The sequence below is a fragment of the Nocardioides gilvus genome (assembly GCF_003194605.1).
Classification (GTDB): domain Bacteria; phylum Actinomycetota; class Actinomycetes; order Propionibacteriales; family Nocardioidaceae; genus Nocardioides; species Nocardioides gilvus.
In genome coordinates this window covers 578,835-605,462 of the sequence record NZ_QHKY01000003.1, presented here as the reverse complement: position 1 = coordinate 605,462, position 26,628 = coordinate 578,835, and the positions used below count along the sequence as shown (strand labels likewise).

At 68.7% G+C, this 26,628-nt stretch carries 30 protein-coding genes; 16 read left to right on the top strand and 14 right to left on the bottom strand.

Going from position 1 to position 26,628, the window contains the following annotated elements; all coding sequences use genetic code 11:
- Nucleotides 1-50 precede the first annotated feature (50 nt).
- On the bottom strand, nucleotides 51-1,148 hold the full coding sequence (locus DNK52_RS11775; protein ID WP_110241155.1) for an NAD(P)H-binding protein: 1,098 nt from the start codon (nucleotides 1,146-1,148) through the stop codon (nucleotides 51-53).
- A gap of 198 nt (nucleotides 1,149-1,346) precedes the next feature.
- On the opposite strand from DNK52_RS11775, the gene DNK52_RS16165 reads away from it, so the two are divergent.
- Genes DNK52_RS16165 through DNK52_RS11755 form a run of 5 tightly spaced genes read left to right on the top strand, consistent with a single transcriptional unit; the run spans nucleotide 1,347 to nucleotide 5,256 of the window.
- A complete protein-coding gene (locus DNK52_RS16165; protein ID WP_204163500.1) occupies nucleotides 1,347-1,514 on the top strand; it encodes a Sp36 family protein in 168 nt (55 codons plus the stop codon).
- Nucleotides 1,511-1,969, top strand: a complete 459-nt coding sequence (locus tag DNK52_RS11770) for a RidA family protein (protein WP_110241238.1) — start codon at nucleotides 1,511-1,513, stop codon at nucleotides 1,967-1,969. The genes DNK52_RS16165 and DNK52_RS11770 overlap by 4 nt, the downstream gene beginning before the upstream one ends.
- Before the next feature lie 9 nt (nucleotides 1,970-1,978).
- On the top strand, nucleotides 1,979-2,863 hold the full coding sequence (locus tag DNK52_RS11765; protein WP_204163499.1) for an NUDIX hydrolase: 885 nt from the start codon (nucleotides 1,979-1,981) through the stop codon (nucleotides 2,861-2,863).
- Complete coding sequence (locus DNK52_RS11760; RefSeq protein WP_239455518.1) at nucleotides 2,860-3,705, top strand: MBL fold metallo-hydrolase; 846 nt, start codon at nucleotides 2,860-2,862, stop codon at nucleotides 3,703-3,705. Before DNK52_RS11765 ends, DNK52_RS11760 begins: the two co-directional genes overlap by 4 nt.
- 42 nt (nucleotides 3,706-3,747) lie before the next feature.
- Nucleotides 3,748-5,256: an acetyl-CoA hydrolase/transferase family protein gene (locus tag DNK52_RS11755; protein WP_110241154.1), complete on the top strand. Its 1,509-nt coding sequence runs from the start codon at nucleotides 3,748-3,750 to the stop codon at nucleotides 5,254-5,256.
- Nucleotides 5,257-5,325: 69 nt separating this feature from the next.
- Here DNK52_RS11755 and DNK52_RS11750 read toward each other — a convergent pair whose 3' ends face one another.
- The 3 genes from DNK52_RS11750 to DNK52_RS11740 form a co-directional block, all read right to left on the bottom strand.
- Nucleotides 5,326-8,046: a hypothetical protein gene (locus tag DNK52_RS11750; protein ID WP_110241153.1), complete on the bottom strand. Its 2,721-nt coding sequence runs from the start codon at nucleotides 8,044-8,046 to the stop codon at nucleotides 5,326-5,328.
- Nucleotides 8,043-8,540 (bottom strand): SigE family RNA polymerase sigma factor, encoded by a 498-nt coding sequence (locus DNK52_RS11745; RefSeq protein ID WP_110241236.1) that lies wholly within the window; start codon nucleotides 8,538-8,540, stop codon nucleotides 8,043-8,045. Before DNK52_RS11745 ends, DNK52_RS11750 begins: the two co-directional genes overlap by 4 nt.
- A 143-nt stretch (nucleotides 8,541-8,683) precedes the next feature.
- Nucleotides 8,684-9,610 carry a DUF3592 domain-containing protein gene (locus DNK52_RS11740; RefSeq protein ID WP_162598748.1) on the bottom strand — a complete coding sequence of 309 codons (927 nt, stop codon included), beginning with the start codon at nucleotides 9,608-9,610 and terminating at the stop codon, nucleotides 8,684-8,686.
- A 230-nt stretch (nucleotides 9,611-9,840) separates the two neighbouring features.
- On the opposite strand from DNK52_RS11740, the gene DNK52_RS11735 reads away from it, so the two are divergent.
- Nucleotides 9,841-10,791: a hypothetical protein gene (locus DNK52_RS11735; RefSeq protein ID WP_162598747.1), complete on the top strand. Its 951-nt coding sequence runs from the start codon at nucleotides 9,841-9,843 to the stop codon at nucleotides 10,789-10,791.
- A 144-nt stretch (nucleotides 10,792-10,935) separates the two neighbouring features.
- Here DNK52_RS11735 and DNK52_RS11730 read toward each other — a convergent pair whose 3' ends face one another.
- On the bottom strand, nucleotides 10,936-11,613 hold the full coding sequence (locus DNK52_RS11730; protein ID WP_110241150.1) for a Crp/Fnr family transcriptional regulator: 678 nt from the start codon (nucleotides 11,611-11,613) through the stop codon (nucleotides 10,936-10,938).
- Nucleotides 11,614-11,720: 107 nt separating this feature from the next.
- Here DNK52_RS11730 and nth point away from each other — a divergent pair, with 107 nt between their 5' ends.
- From nth to DNK52_RS11710, 4 genes are read left to right on the top strand one after another with little or no spacing between them, the layout of a single operon-like run.
- Entirely contained in the window at nucleotides 11,721-12,467 is a 747-nt protein-coding gene (nth, locus tag DNK52_RS11725) for an endonuclease III (protein ID WP_420812354.1), read from the top strand.
- Nucleotides 12,464-13,033: a TlpA family protein disulfide reductase gene (locus DNK52_RS11720; RefSeq protein WP_110241148.1), complete on the top strand. Its 570-nt coding sequence runs from the start codon at nucleotides 12,464-12,466 to the stop codon at nucleotides 13,031-13,033. The genes nth and DNK52_RS11720 overlap by 4 nt, the downstream gene beginning before the upstream one ends.
- Nucleotides 13,030-13,737 carry an NUDIX hydrolase gene (locus DNK52_RS11715; RefSeq protein WP_239455517.1) on the top strand — a complete coding sequence of 236 codons (708 nt, stop codon included), beginning with the start codon at nucleotides 13,030-13,032 and terminating at the stop codon, nucleotides 13,735-13,737. Before DNK52_RS11720 ends, DNK52_RS11715 begins: the two co-directional genes overlap by 4 nt.
- A 4-nt stretch (nucleotides 13,738-13,741) precedes the next feature.
- Nucleotides 13,742-14,917, top strand: coding sequence for a MarP family serine protease (locus DNK52_RS11710; RefSeq protein WP_110241147.1), 1,176 nt, complete (start codon nucleotides 13,742-13,744; stop codon nucleotides 14,915-14,917).
- A 104-nt stretch (nucleotides 14,918-15,021) separates the two neighbouring features.
- Here the strand turns inward: DNK52_RS11710 and DNK52_RS11705 are convergent, their stop codons facing one another.
- The 5 genes from DNK52_RS11705 to DNK52_RS11685 all read right to left on the bottom strand — a co-directional run bounded on the left by DNK52_RS11705 (nucleotide 15,022) and on the right by DNK52_RS11685 (nucleotide 18,301).
- Complete coding sequence (locus DNK52_RS11705) at nucleotides 15,022-15,420, bottom strand: phage holin family protein (protein WP_110241146.1); 399 nt, start codon at nucleotides 15,418-15,420, stop codon at nucleotides 15,022-15,024.
- 102 nt (nucleotides 15,421-15,522) lie between these two features.
- Nucleotides 15,523-16,248 carry a hypothetical protein gene (locus DNK52_RS11700; protein WP_110241145.1) on the bottom strand — a complete coding sequence of 242 codons (726 nt, stop codon included), beginning with the start codon at nucleotides 16,246-16,248 and terminating at the stop codon, nucleotides 15,523-15,525.
- Nucleotides 16,245-16,592 (bottom strand): PadR family transcriptional regulator, encoded by a 348-nt coding sequence (locus DNK52_RS11695; RefSeq protein ID WP_110241144.1) that lies wholly within the window; start codon nucleotides 16,590-16,592, stop codon nucleotides 16,245-16,247. Before DNK52_RS11695 ends, DNK52_RS11700 begins: the two co-directional genes overlap by 4 nt.
- Before the next feature lie 36 nt (nucleotides 16,593-16,628).
- Nucleotides 16,629-17,063 carry a hypothetical protein gene (locus DNK52_RS11690; RefSeq protein ID WP_110241143.1) on the bottom strand — a complete coding sequence of 145 codons (435 nt, stop codon included), beginning with the start codon at nucleotides 17,061-17,063 and terminating at the stop codon, nucleotides 16,629-16,631.
- Nucleotides 17,064-17,134: 71 nt separating this feature from the next.
- Nucleotides 17,135-18,301, bottom strand: a complete 1,167-nt coding sequence (locus DNK52_RS11685) for an SGNH/GDSL hydrolase family protein (protein ID WP_110241142.1) — start codon at nucleotides 18,299-18,301, stop codon at nucleotides 17,135-17,137.
- A 93-nt stretch (nucleotides 18,302-18,394) separates the two neighbouring features.
- Here DNK52_RS11685 and DNK52_RS11680 point away from each other — a divergent pair, with 93 nt between their 5' ends.
- Nucleotides 18,395-19,450 (top strand): tocopherol cyclase family protein, encoded by a 1,056-nt coding sequence (locus DNK52_RS11680; RefSeq protein WP_110241141.1) that lies wholly within the window; start codon nucleotides 18,395-18,397, stop codon nucleotides 19,448-19,450.
- A 30-nt stretch (nucleotides 19,451-19,480) separates the two neighbouring features.
- On the opposite strand, the gene DNK52_RS11675 is transcribed toward DNK52_RS11680, so the two are convergent.
- Nucleotides 19,481-19,999 carry a gamma carbonic anhydrase family protein gene (locus DNK52_RS11675; protein WP_110241140.1) on the bottom strand — a complete coding sequence of 173 codons (519 nt, stop codon included), beginning with the start codon at nucleotides 19,997-19,999 and terminating at the stop codon, nucleotides 19,481-19,483.
- A 22-nt stretch (nucleotides 20,000-20,021) separates the two neighbouring features.
- Nucleotides 20,022-21,791 (bottom strand): sensor histidine kinase, encoded by a 1,770-nt coding sequence (locus tag DNK52_RS11670; protein ID WP_162598746.1) that lies wholly within the window; start codon nucleotides 21,789-21,791, stop codon nucleotides 20,022-20,024.
- Between the two features lie 90 nt (nucleotides 21,792-21,881).
- Here DNK52_RS11670 and DNK52_RS11665 point away from each other — a divergent pair, with 90 nt between their 5' ends.
- From DNK52_RS11665 to DNK52_RS11655, 4 genes are all read left to right on the top strand, one after another.
- Nucleotides 21,882-22,151: a hypothetical protein gene (locus DNK52_RS11665; protein WP_110241138.1), complete on the top strand. Its 270-nt coding sequence runs from the start codon at nucleotides 21,882-21,884 to the stop codon at nucleotides 22,149-22,151.
- Nucleotides 22,152-22,216: 65 nt separating this feature from the next.
- Complete coding sequence (locus DNK52_RS11660) at nucleotides 22,217-22,879, top strand: DUF72 domain-containing protein (RefSeq protein WP_204163497.1); 663 nt, start codon at nucleotides 22,217-22,219, stop codon at nucleotides 22,877-22,879.
- Nucleotides 22,880-22,919: 40 nt separating this feature from the next.
- Nucleotides 22,920-23,093 (top strand): hypothetical protein, encoded by a 174-nt coding sequence (locus tag DNK52_RS16040; protein WP_162598745.1) that lies wholly within the window; start codon nucleotides 22,920-22,922, stop codon nucleotides 23,091-23,093.
- Between the two features lie 71 nt (nucleotides 23,094-23,164).
- Nucleotides 23,165-23,917, top strand: a complete 753-nt coding sequence (locus DNK52_RS11655; RefSeq protein WP_162598744.1) for a hypothetical protein — start codon at nucleotides 23,165-23,167, stop codon at nucleotides 23,915-23,917.
- Here DNK52_RS11655 and DNK52_RS11650 read toward each other — a convergent pair.
- On the bottom strand, nucleotides 23,914-25,230 hold the full coding sequence (locus tag DNK52_RS11650) for a PP2C family protein-serine/threonine phosphatase (RefSeq protein ID WP_110241136.1): 1,317 nt from the start codon (nucleotides 25,228-25,230) through the stop codon (nucleotides 23,914-23,916). The genes DNK52_RS11655 and DNK52_RS11650 overlap by 4 nt on opposite strands.
- Nucleotides 25,231-25,453: 223 nt before the next feature.
- Here DNK52_RS11650 and DNK52_RS11645 point away from each other — a divergent pair, with 223 nt between their 5' ends.
- The gene (locus DNK52_RS11645; RefSeq protein WP_110241233.1) at nucleotides 25,454-26,251 is read left to right on the top strand and encodes a formate/nitrite transporter family protein; all 798 of its coding nucleotides are present in this window, start codon (nucleotides 25,454-25,456) and stop codon (nucleotides 26,249-26,251) included.
- Between the two features lie 14 nt (nucleotides 26,252-26,265).
- Here the strand turns inward: DNK52_RS11645 and DNK52_RS11640 are convergent, their stop codons facing one another.
- Nucleotides 26,266-26,523: a TFIIB-type zinc ribbon-containing protein gene (locus DNK52_RS11640; protein WP_239455516.1), complete on the bottom strand. Its 258-nt coding sequence runs from the start codon at nucleotides 26,521-26,523 to the stop codon at nucleotides 26,266-26,268.
- Nucleotides 26,524-26,628: the final 105 nt, after the last annotated feature.

Below are 26,628 nucleotides of genomic sequence, written 5' to 3'. Positions count from 1 at the left end.
CTCGCCTCCACCAGACCTCGCTGCGCTTCGGCCTGCCTCCGGCTCACTCCTCACACGTCGGTGGGCATGAGCTGGGTGCCGCTCTTCATCCGCTCCTTGAACGACCCGGTCGGGAATTCACGGTCCTTCAGCTTCTCCATGAAGCCGCGCAGGGTGCGGGTGCCGTACGCCGGGGCGACGTGGTCAACGACCGACCAGTACTTCGCTGCCTCGAGGTAGTAGGCGACGGGGGCGAGCTTCTTGTAGAGCTTGCCGGCGCGGGCCAGGTTCGCGATCTTCTTGTCCCACGACGCCATGGTGACGACGTCGAAGTCGGCGGGCCTGCCGAGCACGTCGAACATCATTTGGCCGGCGTCCTTGAGGGTGACGGTGTTGTCGGCGTTCCACGGCCCCCCGACGGGGAGGATGCGTCCGATCGCGTCCGGATCGAGCACCTGGTTGACGATGAACTCGGCCAGGTCCTCGCGAGCGATCGGGTTGACGACCGAGTATTCGCCGTGGTCGAAGATCCGGTACTTCTCGCCGTTCTTCACGTCCCCGAAGGTCATCGACAGGTAGGGGTAGTAGGCGGTGGGCCGGATGATCGTCCAGTCGAGGTCTCCGTGGTGGCGGCCCATCAGCTCGCCCTCGACCTGCAGCTTGTAGACCTGCGGGATCAGCTCGGGACGGTAGGCGCCGAAGTCGGAGATGTGGATGAACTGCTTCACCTCGCCCGCGACTGCGGCCTTGATCCCGTTGCCGATCGCTTCGTGGTCGACCTGGCGGCACTCCTCGGCGTCGTTGGGACGGCGTCCGGAGAGCAGCGAGATGACGACCTGCGGCTGGGTCTCGGCCACGGCGCGTTGCACGTCGGCGATGCGGGTGGGGTCGCCAACGACGACGGTGGCGCCCGCGAACTCCTTCTCGCCGCGTGCCGACTCCGAACGGGCCAGGACCACCGGCGCGTAGTTGCGCCTGACGAGCTCCGGGACGACAGCGCGACCGATGTAGCCGGTGCCGCCCAGCAGCAGGACCACCTCGCCGTTGCCGTCGCCGGTGGGGCCTGTGACGTAGGTCTTCGACGCACTCTTCAGGAGGCGCGTGCGGAGCTCGAGGCTCTTCTTCTGGTGGGCGGCGACGTCGAGGTCAGTGATGGTGCTGTAGGCCATAATGCGATGATATACGATCTTGCCGAATGCATGAGGTGCCCGCAGAAGAACGGAGTCAACCCTTCGGACGGCCCGGAAATGCGCCTGAAACTGCCGTTGACTCCGTCCGCCCGTCGAAGCAGCGGGACGTCATCACCACCCGTACGCCCAGGTGTGGCTCCTGATGACGTCCGCAGGTGGCGGGGATAGGGTCGTCCCATGACTCAGTCGAACACGAAGTGGCAGTACCAGGTCGCCCCCATCCCGCTCCACAACGAAGCGCTCATGCTCAACAACTTCGGTGGCGACGGGTGGGAGCTCGTTGCCATCCACACCAACGCCCAGGGTGGCCTCGTCGCCTTCCTGAAGCGGCCGCAGGACGACTGATGCACCCCGAGGAGAGCCTGGCCGAGCTCGGCCTGAGCGTCCCCGACGTCGCCAAGCCGGTCGCCACCTACATCCCGGCGATCCGCACCGGCAACCTCGTCCTCACCTCGGGGCAGATCCCGGTCCGTGACGGCACCCCGATCGCGGTCGGCAAGGTCGGCGGAGCGGTGACTCCCGAGGTCGGCGTCGAGTGCGCGCGGCAGTGCACGCTCAACGCGATCGCGGCGGTCAAGGCCGAGATCGGCGACCTGGCCCTGGTGAAGCGGGTCGTCAAGGTCGTCGTCTTCGTGGCCTCGACGCCCGACTTCACCGGTCAGCCCCAGGTCGCCAACGGCGCCTCCGAGCTGCTCGGCCAGGTCTTCGGCGACGCCGGCGTGCACGCGCGCTCAGCGGTCGGAGTGGCGGTGCTCCCGCTCGACGTGCCCGTCGAGGTCGAGATCATGGTCGAGGTCTGAGTGGAGCGCATGGCCCTCCCGCAGCGCCTCGTCGAGCAGAGCCGTCGCTTCGACGCAGGTGACGAGGCTCCGGCCGAACCACGCAACGCGGCCAGTGTCCTGCTCCTGCGTTCCGGGGACTCCGAGAGCGCCGGTGACAGCTCTGACGCCGGCCCCGAGGTCTACCTGATGCGCCGCCAGAAGACGATGGCTGCGTTCGGCGGCATGTGGGTCTTCCCGGGTGGCAGCGTGGACCCGAGCGACGACGACCCCGCCCTGCGCTGGGCCGGTCCAACGCCTCAGGAGTGGGCCGAGGCGCTCGGCGTCGACGAGTCCTTGGCCCGTTCCCTGGTCTGTGCCGCAGTCCGCGAGACCTTCGAGGAGTCGGGCGTCCTGCTCGCCGGTCCGGACGCCACCTCCGTGGTCGCCGACACCACCGGCGACGACTGGGAGGCCGACCGGGTCGCCCTGGAGGCGCACGAGCTGAGCTTCCACGACTTCCTGCTGCGCCGAGGCCTGGTCCTGCGCAGCGACCTTCTCGGGCCGCTGAGCGGCTGGCTGACGCCGATCTTCGAGCCGCGCCGTTTCCGTACGTGGTTCTTCGTCGCGTTGCTCCCCGAGGGGCAGGTGACCCGCGACATCTCGAGTGAGTCCTCGGCCGTCGAGTGGCGTACGGCGGCGTCCGCGGTGCGTGAGGCGTTGGCCGGCAACGTGATGATGATGCCGCCGACCTTCCAGAACTGCCTCGAGGTCGCGCAGCACGCGACTGCGCATGAGGTGCTCACCGCGACCGCCGACCGCCGGATCGAGATGTTCATGCCCGAGGTGGCCGAGGCCGGCGACGGCGAGTTCGCGCTCACCCAGCACCCGCAGTGGGAGGCGCTGATGCGCTCGAGCGGACTGGCCTCGTCGTGAGCGACCTCTGGTCGGGCGGCTCCTTCGGCGAGCGGGCGCAGTGCGTCCTGGCGCCCAACCCCAACATCATGACCCTGGACGGCACCAACACCTGGGTGCTGCGCGAGCCGGGCGCGCGGCGCAGCATCGTGGTCGACCCCGGACCCTCGATCCTCAGCCACCTCGACCGGGTGGCCGAGGTCGCCGGCGAGGTGGGCGTCGTCCTGCTCACGCACCACCACCTGGACCACTCCGAGGCGGCGAAGGAGTTCGCTGAGCGGATGGGGTGCGGCGTACGTGCCCTCGACCCTGCGCACCAACTCGGCTCCGAAGGACTCGGTGACGGTGACGTCGTCGAGGTCGACGGTCTGGAGGTCCGGGTGGTCGGCACGCCCGGCCACACCGCTGACTCACTCTGCTTCCTGCTGCCCGGTGACGGGGCGGTGCTGACCGGCGACACGGTGCTCGGGCGCGGTACGACGGTGGTCGCGCACCCCGACGGTCAGCTGGGTGCCTACCTCGACTCCCTGGACCGGCTGCACGCATTGGCCGAGGCTCGTGAGGCGAACACGATCCTGCCGGGGCACGGTCCGGTCATCGACGATGCGATCGGCGCGCTGGACTTCTACATCGCGCACCGTCGCGACCGGCTCGCGCAGGTGGAGCAGGCCGTGCTCACGCTGGCTGATCGTGCCACCCTGACCGAGGCGCTCACTGAGCTCGATCTCGCGCCCGGCAGCGGTGCGACGGTGTCACCGCGCTCGGTCGTGGAGCGGGTCTACGCCGACGTCGACCCGGTGTTGTGGGGTGCAGCCGAGTTGTCGGTACGTGCCCAGTTGGCGCACCTTACCGGCCGGTCGTGACCACGAAGGGCGAAGCCCTCCGCCGGATGCGATGATCGTCGGGTGAATGCCAGGATCGCCTGTCCCACGCTCGCCGCCAAGGTCGTGACCGCCGAGGAGGCCGTGACCCACATCCGCCCGGGGGACCGGGTCGGGATGAGTGGATTCACCGGCGCCGGCTACCCCAAGGCCATGCCCGGGGCGCTGGCCGAGCGCGTACGTGAGGCGCGGGCCCGCGGCGAGGAGTTCCGCGTCGACCTGTGGACCGGTGCCTCGACTGCGCCCGACGCCGACGGGGTGCTCGCCGAGGCCCACGCGATCTCGCGGCGTCTGCCCTACAACTCCGACCCGACGCTGCGCCGGGAGATCAACTCGGGCGAGGTGGAGTACCTCGACATCCACCTGAGCCATTCCGCGCAGCACATGTGGTTCGGCTTCTACGGCAACCTCGACATCGCCGTGGTCGAGGTGACCGCGATCCTCCCCGACGGGCGGTTGGTGCCGAGCTCGTCGGTCGGCAACAACAAGACGTGGCTCGACCAGGCCGACAAGGTGATCCTTGAGGTCAACCACTGGCAGCCGCGCGAGTTCGAGGGTTTCCACGACGTCTACTACGGCACCGCGCTGCCGCCCTACCGCCAGCCGATCCAGTTGACCGACCCCACCCAGCGGATCGGCGACGAGTACCTGCGCGTCGACCCGCGCAAGGTGGTCGCGGTGGTGGAGACCAACGCGCCGGACCGCAACGCCGCATTCGCTCCGCTGGACGAGACCTCGATCCAGATCGCGGAGCACCTCGTCGACTTCCTGCAGGCCGAAGTCGCCGCCGACCGGATGCCCAGGGACCTGCTGCCGATCCAGTCCGGCGTCGGCAACGTCGCCAACGCCGTGCTCGCCGGGCTCAGCCGCAGCACCTTCAAGGGTCTCGCCGCATTCACCGAGGTGATCCAGGACGGCATGCTCGACCTCCTCGACGACGGCACGCTGGACTTCGCCTCGGCGACTTCTTTCGGTCTCTCCGACGCGGGAGTCAAGCGCTTCATGGAGAGGATCGACGACTACAAGGGCAAGATCCTGCTGCGCAGCGAGGAAATCTCCAACCACCCGGAGCTGATCCGACGCCTGGGCCTGATCTGCATGAACGGGATGATCGAGGCCGACCTCTACGGCAACGTCAACTCCACCCACGTGATGGGCTCGGCGATCATGAACGGCATCGGCGGATCGGGTGACTTCGCCCGCAACGCCTACCTCAACTTCTTCGTCTCCCCGTCGACGGCGAAGGGCGGCGCGATCTCCTCGATCGTGCCGATGGTGAGCCACGTCGACCACACCGAACACGACGTGATGGTGATCGTCACCGAGCAGGGTCTCGCCGACCTGCGCGGCCTGTCGCCCCGCAAGCGCGCCGAAGTGATCATCAACAACACCGCGCACCCCGACTACCGCGACGCCCTGCGCGACTACGTCGACCGGGCCGCGGCGGCGCGACCGAACGCGTTGCACACCCCGCACCTGCTCAACGAGGCGTTGAGTTGGCACCAGAGGTACCTCGACACCGGTCACATGTGACTCACTGCCGCACCCACCTGAACGTACGCCGGCCCGGACCTCCCCCGTGGAGTCCGGGCCGGCGTACGTTCAGACGCGGGGCGCCGTGTTTCGGTTCCCGCGGGGTGTCCGACGCCGTACCGTTTGGCCCAGCATCAGGGCAGCGCCCAGAGCCGCGACTCCGAGGAGGGCGAGAGCCCACCACCGCTCGTCGCTGCGGGGCCAGATCGGCTCGGGAAACTCCATGGGGTTCGAAGCCAGGTCGCTCGCCACGGATACCGTCATGTGTGTCGCGTCGATCCCGGTCAGCGGCGTCGCGGTCCCGGAGTCGGTGACCACGGAGACCTGTTGGTCGCTCCACTGTCCTCCCAGGTCCACGAGGTGGTGGGTGACGACCACGTCGCCCTCGGGTGTCCAGCCCAGGACTCTGCTGGCGGCACCGAGCGGGAGGTCGCGCCACGGATGGGTGACCATCCGGCTGTCGGGTGCGGTGAGGTCGAGGGTCATCAGACCGGAGACGTACTCGTCGCCCTCCCCGTGGTTGAGCCCGGTGACGAACTGCCGGCCGTCGGGGGAGATCGCGGCCCCGGTCCACGACTGCCCGCCACCAGCGACCTGGCGCGAAGTGGGCCCTCCGCCAGCCCGTGAGGGCTCGGGAAGGGTCCACAGTCGCCGTCCGGCCAGCACCCGTGCGCGGCCGGCGTCATCGACACCGATTGCTGCGCTCGAACGGGCCGAGTCGGTGAGTCTCCACTGGGTGGCCGCCAGGCCCTGGCTCCCAGAACCGGCAAGAGTCACCACTCCGACTTCCTGGGATCTGCGGTTCTTTTCGCCCCTCGAATTCTTCTTGACCAGGGGTCCGGTTCCCAGCCATGCCACGTGGGTGCCCGACGGCGACCAGACGATCTCGTCGACGCGGAGGGGTTTGTCGTCCTCGCCTGCGATCCTGACGTCCTCGACCTCCCCGGTGCCCAGATCGGCGATCCGGAGGCCTTGCGCCGTCTCGATGAAGTCCTCGTCGTCATTGAAGACCCAGACGAGACGTGTGCCGTCCGGACTCAACACCGTGGTGCTGGGCGACATCCGCCCGTGGTCGTCCAGTTGCCCGTCGAGGGCAACGGCCCGGTGGTGACCGTCCTCAGCGCCGACCAGGACCGCGGGCTGTCCGCTGCTCTGGGCCAGTGCACCGATCCGGCCGACGTCCAGGTTCGAGGGCTCCACGTCGTAGAGGCTCAGGTAGTCCGGAGGGAGATGGACGGTCGTCGGCACCGACCCGGCGGCCGAGCGCACGCTCGTGGTGCTCGGCCATGGACGGCTGACGTGGGTGAGTGCACCGAGGAGGACGAGCAGGACCACCGTCCAGGCCACGACCTCTCGGGCCCCGCTGCCAGTGCGGGTCTCGGTGCGTCCTTCGGGGCGGTGCCGCCGCCGGCGTACGACGACCGCGAGCGCCGCGAGCACCAGCACGAGGACACCGACGAGTGGCCACAACGGCGGTCGTGGCGCCCACGCCGGAGCGGCGAAGCGGACGGGATCAGCGTCCGCCAGGTCCGTTGCCACGGTCAGCGAAACTTCGGTGAACCCATGAATGGTGGTGAGTCGCCGGAAGTCGCCGTCGGGAGTGACCGCCTCGATGGAGGTCGGCGTGAAGTTCTGGGTGGCCACGACCGAACCGTCCGGGGTCTCGCCCAGCATCTCCAGGTAGGTACCGCCACTTTCGCTGTCCATGGGCCAATCGGTGCGGGTCGAGGTCAGGTCGGGGGAGGCGAGATCCACCTCGAGGTGCGTGGTGGTCGCTCCACGTTTGCCGCCTGTGGCGTTGGGTCCTCCCAGGAGCAGCGTCCGCCGGTCGGCGGTCAGCGTCGCTCCGCGATCGTTGGTGGTGTGCCAGTCCTCGTCCACGGGGAAAGCGCGCCCGGAGTCTGCGGGGATGGCGCTGAGGTCAGGGTCTTCACCGAAGGGCCATGCCTCGTCGCCGATCACGAACCCTCGACCGCGGTCATCCACCACGATCTCGCTGGGCCAGGTCCCCCTCTCGGTCTCGAGGGACCACTGACGTGCCCCGTCGAGGTTGACGTCGCCGCTCCCGAGCCACTTCGTGTCGTACTCGATCGGACCCTGGCCGGGGACGTACCTGGATCCCAGCCAAGCCACGTGGGAGGAGTCGGGCGACCAGGCGAGATCGTCGATCTCGATCGACAGACCGTCCGGTGCGGCCAGCGGCAGCATCACGCCGCCCAGCCCGCTCTCGAGCAGGTCGATGACTCCCACCCCGGTCTCCTCCTCGACGCTGTCGTCGGAACGCTCCCGGTAGGCGTAGGCCAGTTTCCGCCCGTCCGGAGACAGCGCGAGAGGGAGGTTCCCGCCCGATCCGTGGATGAGGTCGACGTCCAGCTCGGAGATGATGTGGTGCTCCCCGGTGGTTGCGCTGACCAGGAGGATCTCGCCCGCCGCGGTGAGGGTGGCGATCGCGGCCCGTCCGCCCTCGTAGTTGCGGGTCGCGCGCGGGTCGCGCGCCATGAGGTCGGCAACCTCCTCGGCGCTGGGGACGTACACGTTCTTCGGCAACGCACCGCTTTCGGATGTTTTCGCGGGGAGCAGCGCGCCGGAGCCCTGCTGGACGGCGACCAGCCCGCCGAGCAGCGCAATGACGACGGCGACGGCCGCGAGCACCCGGACCCGGTCCGTACGTCGTTGGGCGCGTGCGCTCGTCCAGAGGTCGTCGGGCAGGCGTACGGGGGTGTAGGCGCTGGCGAGCGTGTCGAAGGTGTCGCGCAGTTCGCGCATCAGCAGGGTGTCGCGGTCGGTCATGACGTCCTCCCGATCAGCTCGGAGAGTTCGGGGGCGCACTCCCGCAGGCGGGCGAGGGCGCGACGATGGGTGGACTTCACGGTGTTGACGGAGATCGCGAGGGTCTGGGCCGTGGCCGTCTCGGTGAGGTCTTCGTAGTAGCGCAGGACGAGTACGGCGCGCTGTCGGGTGGTGAGCTGGTCCAGGGCCTCGATCAGCGTCATCCGCAGGGCAGGGTCCGGGTGTGCGGCAGAGGCCCGGTCGCCGATCAGTTCGTGTTCGTCGAAGCGTCTGCGGCGCCACCGGGAGACGTTGGCGGTGAAGATGGAGCGGCGTACGTAGGCCTCGGGTGAGGTGTGGATCCGTTCCCAGTGGCGTGCTGCCTGCAGGAGCGCGGACTGGACGAGGTCCTGGGCGTGGTGGTGATCGCCGCAGAGCAGGTAGGCGACGCGTTGCAACGCCGGTCCACGGGCTGCCACGAATTCGTTGAAGCCGCTCTCGTCCGCGGTGAGCATGCCCACCCCCTCTCCTGTGTGGCCGTCATCGGCGGCCGGGGCGGCTGCCTTCTCCCTGTCAGACGTCCGGGGAGGGGTGTACGGGTGTCACCGGGCCGCAACTATTTCTCACGGACCCCGCGACGCGGGCCGAGCGGCGTACGTCAGTGGTGCGGCGGTGGTGCGTACGGGCGTACGTGGGTGGTCCAGTTGATCCCGTCGTGCCAGCGCTCGGAAGCGCCGTCGGCGGTGCGGTACCACCCGGCTGCGATGGCTGCCGGAGCCACCGGGGGGCCGGTCGGGACCTGGGGCGTGGCGGGGGCCGCGATGAGCCCAAGGGACTGGGCGATGGCTCTCGAGGAGGTCGCCGCGGAACGGGTCGAGCTGCCGCCGCGAACGGTGGCGACCACCTCGATGAACTTCTCCTTCGCCTCGGCCACGATGCCTTGGTCGGTGGAGGTCGGCGGGTTGGCGGCCGACATCGCGCGTCCGCTGCGCAGGAGGCGCCAGCCGAAGAAGATCGCGGCCGCGGAGAAGGCCAGACCGATCAGTGACGGAAGCATCACCAGCAACCCGGCCGCGGGGAAGACCAGGACGAACCAGAGCATCGATCCCTCGTCGATGTCTGCGTCGGCAGGGTTGGCGGAGTCGTAACGGATGTCAACGGTGCCGCCGACGTTCTCAGAACAGAAGCTGCTGGAGCTGTGGGTGGTCCCGGCTCGGTACGGGATGTCGTCGACCCAGAACTCGGCCCTCAGTGAGCACGTCGTGCTGTCGTCGCCGGTGTGGGTGCGCACGTCGGTGATGGTGCCGGTCGTGGTGGCGTCACCGTCGGCGCTGGTCATGGAGAACACGAAGACGCCCACCACCACGAAGATGAGCCCGAAGAGCGCCTGGAAGAGGTGACCGAAGATCCCTGGGCGTGACCTGCCACCGAGGGGGTTCTCCAGCCCGACGAGACCGTCGGCGATGAGCAGTCCGCCGATCGCCTGACGCACCTGGCCAGCGGTGTGGGGGCTCTGCGCGTCGTACTCGGCAACGACGTCCTTCGCCTTGCCGACCACCTCGCGAGCATGTCCGAACAGTTTCACGAGGTGATCGTGGCAGAGTCCGTAGGCCGTTTCTTGGAGTTTGGGGGACTTGGTACGTCGGAGATGCAGCCGTTGCGGCGGTGTGGCGCGGGCGACGAGTTTCTCTGTCTTGGCGTCATGGGTGTCCGGTGGCTGTTTCACTGCAGGTGTCACTGCGGCCCCGGAACCTCCGGTGGGACGTGGTCGACGTCATGGCACGCTCGAATCGGCGCGCCCTCGTGGACGGGAAAATGATGAAGTTCAGCAAATCAGTAGTGGGTGCGGTGGCCCTGGGGGCCAGCTTCACTCTCGTCGGGACGTCTGCTCTCGCGGCCACCGGCGCGGTATACGACCCCACGGGCGACGCGATCGTCTTGGTCAATGACCGGATGGAATATGGCGAGTACGACATCGATCTGACCCGCATCGACATCGACCATGGCACGAGGGATCTCGAGATTGTGTCCCGGTTCAGTTTCCTGGTGGACGAAAGTTGGAACATCGCCCGGGCGGAGATCGACACCACCGGTGACGGCGTCGCGGATTACGCCGCCCTGTGGGGGAAGGATGAGGGTCTTGCCGTCGTCCAGGATGCAGGCGAGAGGATCACCTGCTCGAGCATCGGAACCCGAGAGTCCTTGGGGGTCAACGGTTCGTTGACTCTTAGTATCCCGCGCACGTGCATCGGTTCTCCCGCCAGCGTGACCGTGCACGTCGACGTGCTGTGGGCCGGGCTCAACACCTCTGGCGCTGACCTGTACTTCGTCGACAGTGCCCCCGGGGGGCTCATCGACGATGTGACAGCCTTCTCGGCGCCGGTTGCCTCGTCGAACACCGGTACCGCCACCTCACCGCGACTCCCGGTTCCCGCACCTGCCCCTGCCCCTGCGCCGGCACCGGCGCTCAAGACCTCGATCATCGCCAAGTTGTCGAAGAAGACCCACAAGTCAGGCGCCAAGCCGGTCAAGATCACAGCGTCCGTGAAGAACAAGGGCATTACCCAGGCCTCGGGACGAGTAAAGATCCAGCTCAACGGCAAGGTCCTCAAGAACGCCAAGGTGAAGGCCGGCAAGAAGGTCGTCCACCAACTCAAGCGCAAGATGAAGCCTGGCCGCTACAAGGTGAAGATCAGTTTCACTCCTGCTGACAGCAAGCGCTTCAAGAAGTCGACCAAGACGGTCACGCTGCGCGTCAAGCGCTGAACCAGCTGTCGCTGCGGACGTACGTTGACGGCCAGGCCCTCTGTGGGTCTGGCCGTTTGACGTCTCAGGCCGACGAACGCCGAGCCTGAAAATGCGTGAAGGGCGAGGGAATGACCCCTCACCCTTCACACCAAAATCAAGTATTCAGCGCGCGCGCTTTCCCAGACGTTCGATGTCCATGATGACGACGGAGCGGGGCTCGAGGCGGATCCAGCCACGCGAGGCGAAGTCGGCGAGCGCCTTGTTGACCGTCTCGCGGGAGGCGCCTACCAGCTGGGCCAACTCCTCCTGGGTGAGGTCGTGGTGCACGTGCACGCCGTCGTCGGCCGTACGTCCGAAACGGTCGGCCAGGTCGAGCAGGGCCTTGGCCACGCGACCGGGGACGTCGGAGAAGACCAGGTCGGCCACGACGTCGTTGGACTTGCGCAGACGGCCAGCAAGCTGGTTCAGCAGGCTGCGGGCCACCATCGGGCGGCCGTCGAGCCAACGCAGCAGGTCCTCGTGCGAGAGCGAGGCGAAGGCGACGTCGGTCACCGCGGTGACGGTCGCCGAGCGCGGGCCGGGATCGAAGAGGGAGAGCTCGCCGAACATCTGGCCGGGGCCCATGACTGCGAGCAGGTTTTCGCGGCCGTCAGCGGCGGACCGTCCGAGCTTCACCTTGCCGTCGAGCACGATGTACAACTTGTCGCCGGAGTCGCCCTCGTGGAAGAGGACGTCACCGCGCCGGATCTTGCTCTCGGCCATCGAGTTGCTGAGAGCAGTAGCCGCCTCGTCGTCCAGCGCACTGAACAGCGGTGCTTGCCTGAGCACGTCGTTGTCCACGGATCCTCCAGTCGGTAAGCCTCCCCGGAGCCCCCGAGGCAAGTCCATCTTAACCAGTGGTCAACCTCACACGCGCACATTGGGTGTGAAACATGGCAGGAAGTCACATGTCGGACCCCCACCGTAGGCTGAGCCGCGTGCCTGCGTCAGTCGTACCCCCCAAGCCCGACACCTCCTTGGTGCGCCGGGCACGCAAGGTTCACCGGGTGCTCGCCGAGACCTACCCGGAGGCCCACTGCGAGCTCGACTTCGACGACCCCTTCCAGCTGTTGGTCGTCACCGTCCTCAGCGCCCAGACCACCGATCGCCGGGTCAACGCGGTGCGCCCACGGCTCTTCGGTGCCTATCCGGACCCGGCGGCCATGGCCGCTGCGGCTCGGGAGGATCTCGAGGCGATCGTCGGACCGCTCGGCTTCTTCCGCCAGAAGACGACCGCCCTGCTCAACCTGAGCGCCGCCATCGTCGACAACTTCGGGGGACAGGTGCCCGGCAACCTCGACGACCTGGTGACGCTGCCCGGCGTCGGACGCAAGACCGCCAACGTGGTCCTCGGCAACGCCTTCGACGTCCCCGGCATCACCGTCGACACCCACTTCGGACGCCTCGTGCGTCGCTTCGGCTGGACCGAGGAGACCGATCCGGTCAAGGTCGAGCACGCGGTCGGGGCGCTCTTCCCCAAGAGCGACTGGACGATGCTGTCCCACCGCATCATCTGGCACGGTCGCCGCCGGTGCCACGCCAAGAAGCCGGCCTGCGGTGCCTGCCCGGTCGCGCGGTGGTGCCCTTCGTTCGGCGAGGGGCCGATCGACCCGACGGCCGCCGCTGCTCTCGTCAAGACCCAGGGGCCAGCATGAAGATCGGTACGCACCGCTCACCGTTGCGGGTCGTGGCGGTGGCCTTGGTTGGCCTGCTGCTGACCCTCACCGCCTGCTCGGAGAGCGACGACGCGCCGAAGGCCGACACCCTGCCGGCCCCGATGCCTGAGCTCACCCTGGCCGGGTTCGCCGACCAACCTGAGCGCAACCTCGCCGAGATCGACAGCCCGACACTGATCAGCCTGTGGGCGTCGTGGTGCAAGCCGTGCCGCGACGAGATGCCCATCCTGGAGGAGTTCCACCAGAAGTACCAGGGCCGGGTCGACGTGCTCGGGATCGACTTCCAGGACCCCAGGTCGAAGGCCGCTGAGGAGTTGGTCGCCTCGACGGGCGTCACCTATCCGTTGGTGAGCGACTTCGACGGCGACATCGACGGGCGCAAGCCCTTCCCCCGGGTCGGCGGGTTGCCGCTGCTGGCCTTCGTCGACGCCGAGGGCCAACTCGTCGCGGTGGAGTACGTCCTCTTCGACGAGCTCGCCGAGCTCGAGGAGGTCGCGGGCAAGCACCTCGACCTGGACCCGACCGCAGACGAGGACGCCGCGTGAGCGACATCCAGCTGCCTGAGTGGATGGCGCCGGTGGTGGCCGGCATCGCCTCGATCACCGTCGATGAGTTGACCCGCTTCGCTCCGCCGCCCGGCACCGACGCGCGCCGCGGTGCGGTGCTCATGCTCTTCGCCGAGTCGGAGTCCGGGGAGCCGGAGCTGCTCTTCACCGAGCGCGCCCACCACATGCGTACGCAGCCGGGGCAGGTCTCCTTCCCCGGTGGCGGCATCGATCCGGGCGAGGGTGTCGTGGAGGCCGCCCTGCGCGAGGCGTGGGAGGAGATCGGGCTGGTCTCCGCCGAGATCGACGTGATCGGGCAGCTCCCCGACCTGTGGCTCCCGCCTGCCAACTACGTCGTCACTCCCGTGGTCGGCTACTGGCGCGACCGAGGCCGGGTGCACCTGGCCAGTCCCGACGAGGTGCACGCGATCCACCACGAAGCGATCAGCGAGCTGCTGGACCCCGAGCACCGGTTCAACGTGCGTCACCCCTCGGGCTGGGTCGGCCCCGGCTTTTCGGTGGGCGAGGACAAGGACGTGATCCTGTGGGGTTTCACCGCCGGCATCGTGGCTCGGCTCTTCGACCACATCGGCTGGACCACGGCGTGGGACAAGACCCAGATGCGCGATCTGCCTCCTCTCATGTTGCAGGGTGGAGTCCCCGGGCAGGCCGACCTCGCCCCCAACACCAACCTTCGGGAGTAGACCAGTGAACGTGCTCGACTGGGTGCTCCTGGCTGTGGTGGGGATCTATGCCCTCTCGGGCTACTGGCAAGGGTTCGTGACCGGGGCCTTCGCGACCGCCGGGCTCCTCCTCGGTGGCTTCTTCGGTGTCTGGTTGGCGCCGATCGCCCTCGGTGACGCCGTCCCGTCACTGTGGGTCTCCCTGGGTGCCCTGCTGATCGTGATCCTGTCGGCCTCACTGGGTCAGGCGGCCCTGCAGGTGGCTGGTGCCAAGATCCGCGACCGGATCACCTGGCAACCGGTCCGTGCCCTCGACGCAGTCGGGGGTGCAGCGCTCAGCGCGGGGGCGGTGCTCATCGTTGCGTGGGTGCTCGGCGTCGCCATCTCCGGCTCCAAGCTCAGCGGCGTGACCCCGCTCGTACGCTCATCGGCGGTGCTCGCCAAGGTCGACCAGGCGCTCCCGGGGGAGGCGTCCCAGGCGCTGAACGCGTTCAACAACGTCGTCGGCACCACCTTCTTCCCGCGCTACCTGGAGCCGTTCGCCCCGGAGCAGATCGTCGCCGTCCCCGAGGGCGACCCGAAGGTCCTGAACGACCCCGACGTCCGCGCCGCGCGTGAGTCGACGCTCAAGGTCTACGGCGAGAACTCCTGTGGCCGCGGGATCGAGGGCACCGGGTTCCTCTACGCGCCGGGCCGGTTGATGACCAACGCCCACGTGGTTGCCGGTGTCGACGAGCCGGAGATCGAGATCGACGGCGACCGGGTCGCCGCCAAGGTCGTGCACTACGACCCCGACCTCGACGTCGCCGTGCTCTCGCTCTCGGCGCGTGGTCTCCCGAGCCTGCAGTTCTCCACCGATGTCGAGCCGCGGACCCCGGTCGCCGTGCTCGGCTATCCCGAGGACGGGCCGTACGACGTCCAGACGGGCCGTGTCCGGGCCCAGCAGCGGCTGCGCTCGCCGGACATCTACGGCCAGGGCACCCTGATCCGTGAAGTGTTGTCGTTGCGGGCCCTGGTGCGTCCGGGCAACTCCGGCGGTCCGGTGGTCGATGCGGACGGTGCCGTGGTCGGCGTCATCTTCGCGGCCTCGGTCACCGACCGGAACACCGGTTACGCACTCACCTCCCAGCAAGTGGCCGAGGCAGCCGGGATCGGCAGCACCGCGACGCAGGGGGTCGACACGGGCGACTGCGCCAGTTGAGCAGACACACGAAACCCCCCGACGCGAGCATCGAGGGGTGACGGGGGTCAGCGCCCGGTGTCCAGGGCGCCCGTGGTCGGCGCCCGGTGTCAGGCGCCTCGTGGTCAGCGCTTGACGAGGGTCTTGGCTTCCTTGGCCTGACGGATCGCACGCTCCGGGGCCTTGACCTTCTTGACCTTGCGGAAGCCGATGAAGGCGAGCAGCAGGGCGACGAGGAGGTAGAAGAGCGTGACGATGCCGAATGCCCAGTGGAGTTCCAGGCCGGAGCCACCCCAGTAGATGAAGAAGGCGATGGTCATCGAGAGCATCACGATGAAGATCAGCAGGAGGAAGGCGGCGGCGGCGAAGAGGCCTACGCCGACCCCGCCGAACTTTGCGCTGACCTTCAGTTCGGACTTGACGAGCTGGATCTCCTTGGAGATGAGGGACGAGATGTCCCGGCTCGCATCGCCGATCAGACGGCCGATGGTGGGATCAGTGTCCTGGATCGGTTCCGTTGCCATGTGCGGCACCCTACCCAACTGGGCGTGTGTTCAACACACCACGTTGCACAGGGAGTCACGGGGTCGAGGTTCAGGCCGCTACGCCGTGACCGGACCGTGGAGTCAGACGAAGAGCCACGGCAGGCTCAGCGCAGCGGTCAGGGCGGGTGTCAGCCACGGCCCGACCGCAGAGGCCAGCCGGTCGAGACGCGTCACCTGGAGCGTGCCAGCGCCGTCCGGACCGGGCCCGACCACTGGATCCTCAAGTTCGCCGCGGTGGCGTACGTTCCAGATGAACTCGGCGAGCACCAGTAGGAGGCCGAGAGCAAGCAGTGGTTGCCACGGCAGGTCGAAGAGGGATTGTCGGGCCGACACGAAGAGGGCCACGGCGCCCCCGGTGAAGGCCCCGAGACCCAGGATCGTCACGAGCGGGTGATGGATCATGAACCGCAACACGTTGGTGGTGCGGAGGGCAAGGACTGCGAAGCAGATCACCAGGACGAGCGCTCCGAGAGCAGCACCGAGAGTCACGCTCACGGTGGTTCCGGTCTGCCAAGCAGCCACGGAGCCGATCGTCGAGAACATGCCGAGCAGTCCGACGGCAGGGACCGCGATGTCCCTCAGTGAGGATCCGTCTTGCAGGACGGATTCCGGGAGGTCGAGTGCTGCGGCGTAGTCCTTCGGATCACCAAAAGCGTCGCGCGCGGTCTCCCCGCTGTCGGCGCAGTGCGCCTCGACCTCGGCCAGCACGGCACCGATCATCGTGCCGGCGACCCCGCGCAGGCGCAGTTCGAGGAGCAGGGCCTCGGCCCAGGCCCGCTCGACGTGGGGAGTGCGGGTGTCGATCATGATCCCTCCAGGAAGTGGCGCGTGAGCCCGGTGAACTCGAGCCACTGGTCGGTCTGCCGCTGGTGCTCGGTGCGCCCGAGCTCGGTGAGTGAGTAGTACTTGCGCCCGGGTCCGCCGTCGCCGGCGCGCCACTCAACCTCGACGAGACCGGCCTCCTCGAAACGGGTGAGCAGTGGATAGAGGGTGCCGCCCTTGATTCGCCCGAGGCCGGCTTCTGCAAGGGCTGAGGCGATGGCGTAGCCGTACGTCGGTCCGGCGGCGATGACGTGCAGCACGCTCACGCCGAGCGCGCCGCGCAACCACCCGGCTGGCCAGGCGCGTTCGGGGCGGCTCGTCTCGTGCATGACTAGATTGTTTAGCAAACTAGATGGAGCGTCAACCTAGTGCTTGAAGATGGCCCTGATGACCAGGGCGATCCCAGCTGCGTACGCCAGCAGCTTGGCCACCGCGATCCCGAAGAGCACGACGAGTGCTGTCGACGAAGGAGCCGATGCGCCGGCGACGACCCACAGGATCAGACCCTCGAGAAGGTCAAGAGCCAGAGCGGGGAGCACCAGCGTCCACCGCCCTCCCGCCTTGTCGAGACAGAGCCCCAGCGCTCCCACCAGCAGCGCCATGAATCCCAGGTCGACCAGCACCCCGTCCCTGGCTGCCGACGCGCCCCCCACCTCGGCCAGGAGACGTACGAATGTGGACGGATCTCGGGCGAACACCAGAGCTGGCTGACCGATGAACCCGTCGAAGCGGGTGCCGACGACGACGAAATAGGTGGCGGGAGCGAGCAGTGTGGCCAACCACCAGTTGCTGTTCCCCATGGGTGGAGTGTGGCGGAGCGGGGAGTCCGTGTCACCCAGTCACGACATCGATTCCCCTGGCTCCGTCCGCCTCAGCGACCAGCCGCGAGCGGCGCGCCCTCCCGCAGGAACGCAGCCTCGGCGAAGCGGTCACCCATGAGTCGGTGGGTCGCGGCGTCGGGATGCACCCGGTCGGGCAACGGCAACTCGGCGGCGTCGTCCTCCCCGTAGAGCTCGCGCCCGTCGAGGAGGTGCAGGTGGGGGTCGTCGGAGCGCCGCTGGAGGACGATCCGGGCCAGCTCGGTGCGGATCACCCGCAGGGTCAACTTCCCTGACGCCACCTCCTCGGGGTCCCCGGCGGCCACGAAGGCGATGCTGTCGCCGCTCAGGTCCGGGAGCAGCGGGCCCGGCGTCTCCTCCTGGATCGGGCACAGGATGGGGGAGACGACGAGCAGAGGTGCCGTGGGGTGGCCCTCACGGATGGTGTCGAGGAGGCCGTGGACCGCCGGACCGAAGGCGCGCAGACGCATCAGGTCGGTGTTGACCAGGTTGATCCCGATCTTGACGCTGATCACGTCGGCGGGGGTGTCGCGCAGCACGCGTGCCACGGCCGGGTCGAGCAGGGCGCTTCCCCCGAAGCCGAAGTTCACCAGGTCCACCCCGGCGAGGCCCGCTGCCCTCGCGGGCCAGGTCTGCGACGGACTCGCCGCCACGGACCCGTGGCTGATGGAGCTGCCGTGGTGCACCCACGTACGTCGGCCGCTGGGCGCCGCCGGCTCGACCGGGGCGTCGGTGCGCAGGGAGACCAGCTCGGTGGTCTCGTCGTACGGGAGCCAGATCTCGACGTCCTTGGGGCCTGATTCGAGCCCTGCGAAGCGCAGGGTGCCGCCGGGTCCGGGCGTGGTCTCGGAGGTGCCGGTCATCATGTCGACGGTGCGCGTCTTGCCGCCGTCGACGGATCCCTGGTCGACGAGGCGACCGTCGACGACGAGGTCGTAGACCCCGTCAGGCATCGGCGGATTGCCGGCGTACGCCCGTTTGGTCGGCATCGTGTCGAGCTCGATGCGGGTCGCGCTCGTGCGGAAGGCAAGCCGCACTCCGGAGGGTTGCGACTCGACCATCAGGAGCTGCGGTTCGGGGATCTGGGTGCGCACCCAGGCCGGCAGCCGGTGGGGCAGCAACCCGTCCGCGGTCTGTTCCGTCTCGACGCAACCACGCAGCAGGTCGGCGGTGACGGGGGTGGTGATCAGGTCGGTCATCGGCGTCCTTCTTCGTGGCGGGGGCGGCACGAGCGTACGGGCCGCTCGTCTGCACGGGTGTTGGTCGTCGGTGCTCCCTGCCATAGTGCGGGGATGATTTCCTTGGCGCGAACGGCCCTCGAGTCCCTGCGTGACGCCTACCGCTCCAGCGGCGCGGACCGACCTTGGGGGGATCCGTTGCCGGCGCACGGTGTCGCGATGGAGGGCTACTTCTGGCGCTTCACCGACCCGGCGTCCGGCCGTGTCGTGATCGCGCTCAACGGGGTGAACCGGGCCGACGACGGCACCTGGTCGACGCTCGGGCTGGCGGCCCATCCCAACGGCTTCCTGCGTACGACCGTGCATCCGGCCGGTGAGGCTGCCACCGACGGACTGGGCGTGCGCTCGGGCGACGCGTTCCACGGCACCCCCGATCGGTTGTTGGTGGATCTTGGGCCCGACGCCCTGATCGACGTAGAGGTGCGTGACGCCGTGCCGTGGCCGCGCCGCAGTTTCGGTGGGTCGAGCGTCTTCCAGGCGGTGCCCGGGCTGAACCAGTACTGGCATCCGTGGCTGCTCGGAGGCTCTGCCCACGGGCGGGCGGTGGTCGGCGAGGAGACGTGGGACCTGGACGGCTGGTCGGTCTACACGGAGAAGAACTGGGGCAAGGGCGGCTTCCCCGACTCGTGGTGGTGGGGACAGGCCCAAGGGTTCGCCGATCCGTCGGTCTGCGTCGCCTTCGCCGGCGGAGAGGTCAGCGCCGGACCGCTGCGTACGACCGTGACCGCCGTCGTCGTGCTGCTCCCCGACGGCACCCTGGTCCGACTCGGGGATCCCGTCGTGTCACCGGTCCACGCCGAGGTCAGTGACGAACACTGGGTCCTGCGCGGGCGCAGCGCCCAGTGGCGCATCGACATCGAAGGCACAGGGAGCCTGGCCAGTGCCCACGTCCTGCCCGTGCCGTTGCCCTTCGAGCGGCGCAACGTGCCGGGCGCGATCGAGCACCTGGGCGCCACCATGAAGGTGACCGTGCGACGCCGGGGCCGGGTCGTCTGGGAGGGCGAGTCGGATCTGGCTGCCCTGGAGCACGGCGGCATCGACCGGGCCCGGGCCGAGGTCGTACGCCGCGGTCACGGCCCGGACGCAGTGGATGCGCCGCCGTTGCGGTGACGAAGCACGGGGACGAAACGGGGGGGGGGGTCAGTCGACGACGCGCCCGCCGCGGTGCAGCTCGCGGTGCGCCTCGTAGATCTCGGCGTTGACGTGGAGACGCTGGACCTCTTCGTCGGTGAGCTCGCGACGCACCTTCGCGGGGACGCCGGCTACGAGCGTACGCGGAGGGACCTCCATGCCTTCGGTGATCAGGGCGCCGGCGGCGATGAGGACCTCGTCGCCGATGACGGCGCTGTTCATCACGGTGGCGCTCATGCCGACCAGGACGTGGTTGCCGATGGTGGCGCCGTGGATGACTGCTCCGTGACCCACCGACACACCCTCACCGAGGGTGAGTGGCTTGCCCTTGTCGACGTGGAAGACGCAGTTGTCCTGGACGTTGGAGCGCGGCCCGATGGTGATCGGCTCGTTGTCGGCGCGCAGCACGGCGCCGTAGAAGACGGAGGCTCCTTCAGCGAGGATCACCTGCCCGACGAGGGTGGCGTTGGGGGCGACCCAGGCGGAGTCGTCGATGGTGGGCGCGTGGTCTCCGAGGGCGATGAGCATGGGGCGAGCGTAACGCTCCGCGTCAGGCGCTCGGGCTGAGACCTGCGTCGTCGGAGCGGGGGGCAGCCGGCATGGTGACGGTGAAGGTGGTGCCGACACCGAGGGTGGAGGAGACCTGGATCCGCCCGGCGTGACGGTCGACGATGCGCTGCACGATCGCCAGGCCCAGACCGGTGCCCGGTTCGACGTACGCTGCCGGGTTGGTGGAGCGGAAGAACTCCTGGAAGAGGCTCCCCAGGTCCTCCTCGGCGATGCCGATGCCGGTGTCGGTGACGGCCACCTCGACCTCGTCGTCGGTGCGGCTCAGCGAGATCGTGACGGCACCTTCGGGCGGGGTGTACTTGACGGCGTTGCTGACCAGGTTGGTGCAGATCAGGTCCAGTCCGGAGGCTTCGCCGAGCGCCGTGATCGACTCCTCGGCCGTCTCCACGGTGATCTTGGTCCCCTTGGCTGCGATCGTGGTGTGCAGGAGGTCGAGCACGTCCCTGACCAGGTCGGGCATGTCGACGGACCCAGGGGCGAGGGGCCGCTGCGAGCCGTCGACCTCGGCGAGGACCAGCAGGTCGTCGATGGTGTGCTGCATCCGGGCTGCCCCGCGCTCCATCGCGGCGATGGAGTGGCGGACCCCGCCGGGCAGGTCGACCATCGAGTCCAGCATCTCGGCGTGGCCGGCGATGGCGGTGAGGGGGTTCTTGAGCTCGTGCGCGAGCGTGGAGATCAAACGGCTCTTGTAGCCGTCCAGCTCGAGCAGCTCGGCGGCGAGTCGCCGCTCACGCTCGAACGTACGCGCGTTGAGCAGGGCGCGACCCAGGTCGTGTCCGATGTCGGAGGCCGCCTGTTTCTCCGACTCGCTCCAGTCCAGGTGGGCGCTTCGACGGGTCAGGGCGAGGTTGCCGAGGCACTCCCGCCCGGCTCCGAGCGGCACGAAGAGCAGGGACGTCGCGTCCAGCGTGTCGGCCATGAACTCATAGACCCGCTGCTCCTCCTCGGGGAAAAGGCCGTCGATCGCAGGCACGACGCGGTCGGTTGCGACAGCGACCTGCTGGGAGTCCCACAGCTGGAGGGCGATGCGACGGCCGAGCTCCTTGAGGTCGTCGGGGATCACGATCTCCCCTTGGGTGGCGCCGTAGACCAGGTCGGTCGCCTCGCCGTCCTCGTCGAAGGTCTGCATCCACATGCCCACGGCCTCGAAGCCGCTGGCCATGGCGGGCTGGGACAACTCCATGATCCGGTCCATGGAGAGTTCGGAACTGGCGCGGCGCACGATGAGTCGGGCCGCGTCCGCCAGCCGGACCCGCTCGACGAGTCGGTCCCGGTCGATGGCGTTCAGCACCGTGTGCCGAGCCTGGTCGACGAGGCGGGTGAGCACGTCGAAGGCGGCCTCGTCGGGGTCCTGGAGCTCACGGGACAGATGGATCTGTACCAGTCCGCGGAGCCGGTTCGAGGCGTCCCGGACGGGAGCGGCCAGCAGGTCGAGCGGAGGCCACCCAGCAGCGTCGTCGCCGGTCCCGTCCCGTTGGGGCCGGTCATGTCGGAGGCAGTGCAGGCCGTGCCAAGGGTCGCTGCCGGCCAACTGCTGCTCGACGTCCGCGATCGACGCGCGAAGCCCGAGCAGTTGGTCGCGTACGTCACCACTCCCGGAGACCACCATTGTCTCGAGAGTGTGTTCGTCCTGGGCGATGCTGACGGCACACACCTCGAAGCCGACGAGATCCACTACGCCGTCGGTCACGCCCTGCAGGGCGTCCAGCACTGCGGTGTCGGCGGGCAGCTGGCTCAACAGGTTCCTCAAGGATGGAGTATGGACGATTCATCCCGAGGACGCCGACAATACAGGCGCGGGGCGCGTGATGCTGAATGGACGACGACGGAAGGAACGATCATGGCGACCCGGACGATCGACAACCGGACAGAGGTGGGCGCACCCGTGGCCGCGGTGTGGGAGTCGCGTCCAACGACGTTGCTCGCCGTATCCGCGTCCACCGGCGGCAGCCTCGCTGCTTGTCGAACCGTCGTCGACGGTGACGGCCTCGACGGGCCGGCGACCATCCTGTTCATCGTCACCCCGGGCCACCTAGACGCGTTCTTCCGGGCCAAGGACCTGGCCCCCGATCCGGGCGAAGTCGCTGCGCTCGTGCACCGCTTCTTCTGAGGGGAGTGCCGAGAATGGACGTCCGCGTGGGCCCGTGCGGCTGGACGATCTCGCAGAGTGCGTACGTGCGTCGCTTTCCGCTCGTCGAGGTCCAGCACACCTTCTACGAACCGCCGGCGGATGCGCTGCTGACGCGCTGGCGAGCGCAGGTGCCGGATGACTTCGAGTTCACGATCAAGGCGTGGCAGGTCGTCACCCACGAGTCCAACAGCCCCACGTACCGGCGCATGAAGCAGCCTCTCCCCGCCAGCGCCCGAGGACAGGTCGGGGGGTTCCGCACGACGCCCCCGGTCCTCTCGGCCTGGGAGCGGACCCTCCAGTGCGCCCGCATCCTGCAGGCCAGTGCCGTGCTGCTGCAGTGCCCGAAGAGTTTTCGCCCCACCGATGACAACGTTGCGCGGCTACGCGACTTCCTGTCGCAGGTCGAACGGCCGGCGGGGCGGCTCCTGTGGGAGCCCCGCGGTGAGTGGCCCACGCAGCTGCTCACCGAGCTCTGCGCCGAGCTGGACCTCGTCCACGTGGTCGACCCGATGCAGGCCGAGACGGTCACCCCCGAGCAGACCTACTACCGGCTGCACGGCACCACCGGTTCGCGGCACGTCCACACCGATGACGAGTTGCGGCGGTTGCGGGACCGGCTCGACGGGCGGCCCACGCCGTACGTCATGTTCAACAACCTGCCACGGACCGGCGACGCCGAGCGGTTCCTCGCGCTGCTCTCGGACTGATGTCGTGGACTCCTGCGGCTCGGGTCAATAGTCTGCAGCCGTGGTCGAACTCCTGCTCCTCGTCGTCTCCGTCGTCGTCCTCTACTTCGTCGTGCGCATGGGGGTGCGGGACGGCATCCTCGACGCCGACGACGTTCGTGCGTCGCGTGCGCAGGCGCGGAGGTTCAAGGAGAAGTTGCGCGACGGGGCGTTGCCCGACATCACTGAGTCCTGAGGCGAACGCCGGTCGCCCGGCGTGAGACAGAGCCGTGGCGTCACGTGGCGACTGAGGCAGACTCCTCGCTCATGAGCGACGAGCAGCCAGCGCCCCCGTCACGTCTTGAGGTCATCCTCGGACTTCCGCTCCTCCCGTTCGTGATGCTCTGGGACCTTCTCCGAGCACTGGGGCGGGGAGTGAGCCGGGTGCTCACCGCAGTTGTCGCCGGGGCGGCTCGGTTCCTGAGGGCTGTGAAGCGGCTCGTCGGCCGAGCCCTGAGCGCTCCGCTGCGTTGGGCGCGCGCCGCGCTTCGCGCCCTGGGTCGACTCGTCACAGCTCCGCTGCGTTGGGCGCGCGCCGCGCTTCGCGCCCTGGGGCGGCTGCTCACGACGCCATTGCGGTGGGTCTCGGCTGCGCTCAGGGCGGTGGGCCGTGGGCTCGAGGCCCTGGTGCGTGCGCTGGGTCGTCTCATGACCGCACCGCTTCGATGGGTTGCTGCCGCCCTGCGCATGCTCGGTGGCTGGATCACGCAGGCCCGCGTGCTCCTCACTCGGTTGTTCGGCGCGCCAGTCCGATGGGCCAAGGCCGTGGCTCGCGCCATCTGGAGAGTGCTGACCGCACCCTTCGTGTGGGTCGGTGGGCACGTGCGTCGAGGTGTCCGACGACTGCGCGACGTGCTGCGGCGGGTCCGTCAGCGTCTGAGCGGCGCTGCCCGCAGGTACGTACGCCGGGTGCGCGCCGCCCTGCCTCGTCCGCGCCTGCCTCGTCCGCGCCTGCCTCGCCCGCAACTCCGTCGACGCCGGGGCGACAACTCGTCCGAGGCCGCCGACCTCCAGCCCTAGTCCAAGGGCTCGCTGGCGCGTTCGGGGTCGGCCCCCGACACGGACTCGCGGGATTCGTCGTGCATCCCGTGCCAGTCCAGGACCAGCACGGTCGCGTCATCCTCCAGCGCGTGACCGGCGGCCGCGAGGGCGCTGTCGGCCAGTGCCCGGACGACCTCTCGGGGGTGGAGTCGTCCGGAGTTGCGGATGGCCCCCGGAAGATCGATGCCGGCGACATTGCGCTCCAGCATCCCGTCCGTCACGAAGACGAGCCGGTCCCCGGCCTCGAGGGTCAGGTGCGTGCTCTCGTAGACCGTCTCCGCGAACATGCCGAAGGGCAGGTCGGCCTTCAGGTCGAGCGAGGTCACCTCGGTGCCGCGCAGGAGGTACGGGAGGACGTGGCCGGCGTTGATGACCTCGATCGCCCCGGTTTCCAGGTTGACGCGGGCGATCACCCCCGTGGCGAAGTCGTCACCGGCACGACCGAAGGCGTGGTCGGCCAAGGAACTGTTGGCGATCGCGGCCTGCTCGAGCAAGGACATGCCGCGACGTCGGGCGCCACGCAGTCCTCCCACGCAGACGCTGGCGGTCAGGGCGGCGTTGACGCCGTGACCCATCGCGTCGGTCAGTGAGAGGTGCAGGGAGTCGCGCGCCTGGGAGTAGTCGAACGTGTCTCCGCCGATGCTCGCGGCGGGCTCGAGCCACGCGGCGAGAGTGAACGCGGATGCCTCACAGGTGTGGGCCTCCGGCAGCAGCCGCTGCTGAATCTCGGCGGAGAGGCTGAACGACCGACTGCGCTGGCCCCACTCGAAGAGGTCGGTGTGTCGACGGTTGGCGATCACGACGAACGCCATCAGGAGCGCCACCTGGGCGATCTCGTCGACCACCTCCTGGTCTGGTTCCTCGGGGAGGAACATCTTGAGCAGACCGATGGACTCGCCGCGCTCGGTCACCGGGGCCAGGACGCGCCACATGTCCGCGGTCTCGCTCTGCGGCACCGCAGCGTCGGGGGGCAGCACGCTGACCTGCTGCGTGCGTACGGCCTGTTCCTCCGGTCCGCCGTCGAAGGGCAGCACGCGCGCGGACTCCTCTTCGTCGCGACGTACGCCCAGGTCCGAAGACCTGTTGCCAGCGGCCGGGTCCTGGGTCAGCGGCACGTGCGCGAGTCGCACCAGCGCCCGTCCGGAGAGGTCCGCGATGAGGAAGGAGACGGTGGCGGCGCCGAATGCGAGCCCGAGCTCGCGCGCGACCTGTTCCACAGCCTCCACCGGAGAGGCTGCCTCGGCCGCTTCGAGGAAACGGCGGACGTCCGTGGTCCCGCGTCGACGTTTCATGCGCGGAGCCTAACGGTGGGGAACGCCGACGCCGACCATTGCTCAGCGGAGCGGGACCAGTGGGTCAGAACGTCGTGTAGAGCCCGTGCGCTGCAGGACGAGGAGACCGCCCAGCGCCGCGGCGGAACTGACGGGCGCCAAAGCGCTAGCGTGACGCCATGAACGCATCCTGCTTGATCCTCGGCGGCCGATCGTGAGCCGTCCGTCCGGAGGCTCCGATGACGTGACAGCGCCGAAGGGTGCTCGTGAGGAGACCGAGCTGGAGGAGACGTACGACCGCTTGGTCGCCCAGGGTCATGAGCGGCTGGATCGCCCCCTGCTCCCGCTGTTGTCGACCGGCCTGCTCGGTGGCGTCGACGTCGGGGTCGGGGTGTTGGCCTTCCTGGTGGTGATGGCGGAGACCGGCAACCACTTGCTCGCATCGATGGCGTTCACGGTTGGTTTTGTTGCCCTGTTGTTGGCCAACAGCGAGTTGTTCACCGAGAACTTCTTGGTGCCGGTGATCTCCGTGGTGGCCAAGGAGGGGACGTTCGGACAGCTCATCAGGCTCTGGGTCGTGACCTTGGCGGCCAACCTGGTGGGCGGCTTCATGATGGCCGGGATGATCGTCGTGGCGCTGCCGAGCGTGCACGAGGTCGCGGTGGAGGCGGGCTCGCACTACGCCCACCTCGGGGTGTCGTGGCGTTCGTTCTTCCTGGCGGTGCTCGCCGGCGCGGTGATCACGCTCATGACGCGGATGCAGAACGCAACCGAGAGCCTCGGGGTCAAGCTGGTGCCGGCGGTGTTGATGTCGTTCGTGCTGGTAGGTGCCAGCCTCTTCCACTCGGTGCTCGACTCGATCCTGATGTTCGCCGGTCTCTTGACCGGGGATGCCGACTACGACTACCTCGACTGGGTCGGGGCGCTCGGCTGGTCAGCGTTCGGCAACCTCGTCGGTGGGCTGGTTCTCGTCACCGGCATTCGTCTGCTGCGGATCCCGCACCGCATCGCAGAGAGCCGTGAGGAAGGGCAGACCGGCTGAGGATGGCCGGCAGTTCAGTCGAACAGCTCTCCCAGCCAGTGACCCTTCTTCTTGCTGCGGTAGCCGCCGTGGCCCTCGTAGCGACGGTCACGGTCGTTGTCGGACCGCCGAGGGGAGTACTGCGCGTCCCGGGGCGGCGCCGCCGGTGCGGGGGCAACGCGCGTCGACTCAACCTCCGCACGCTCGAGGATCTTGTCCAACTCACCGCGGTCCAGCCACACGCCGCGGCACTCCGGGCAGTAGTCGATCTCCACACCGGCACGTTCGCTCATGACGAGAGTGGCTGAATCATTGGGGCACTTCATGGAGATCCTCCTCGGCACGGATATTCATCACAGCGTAGGGAGAGCTCCCCAAACGGTTCTGCCTGACCGCCA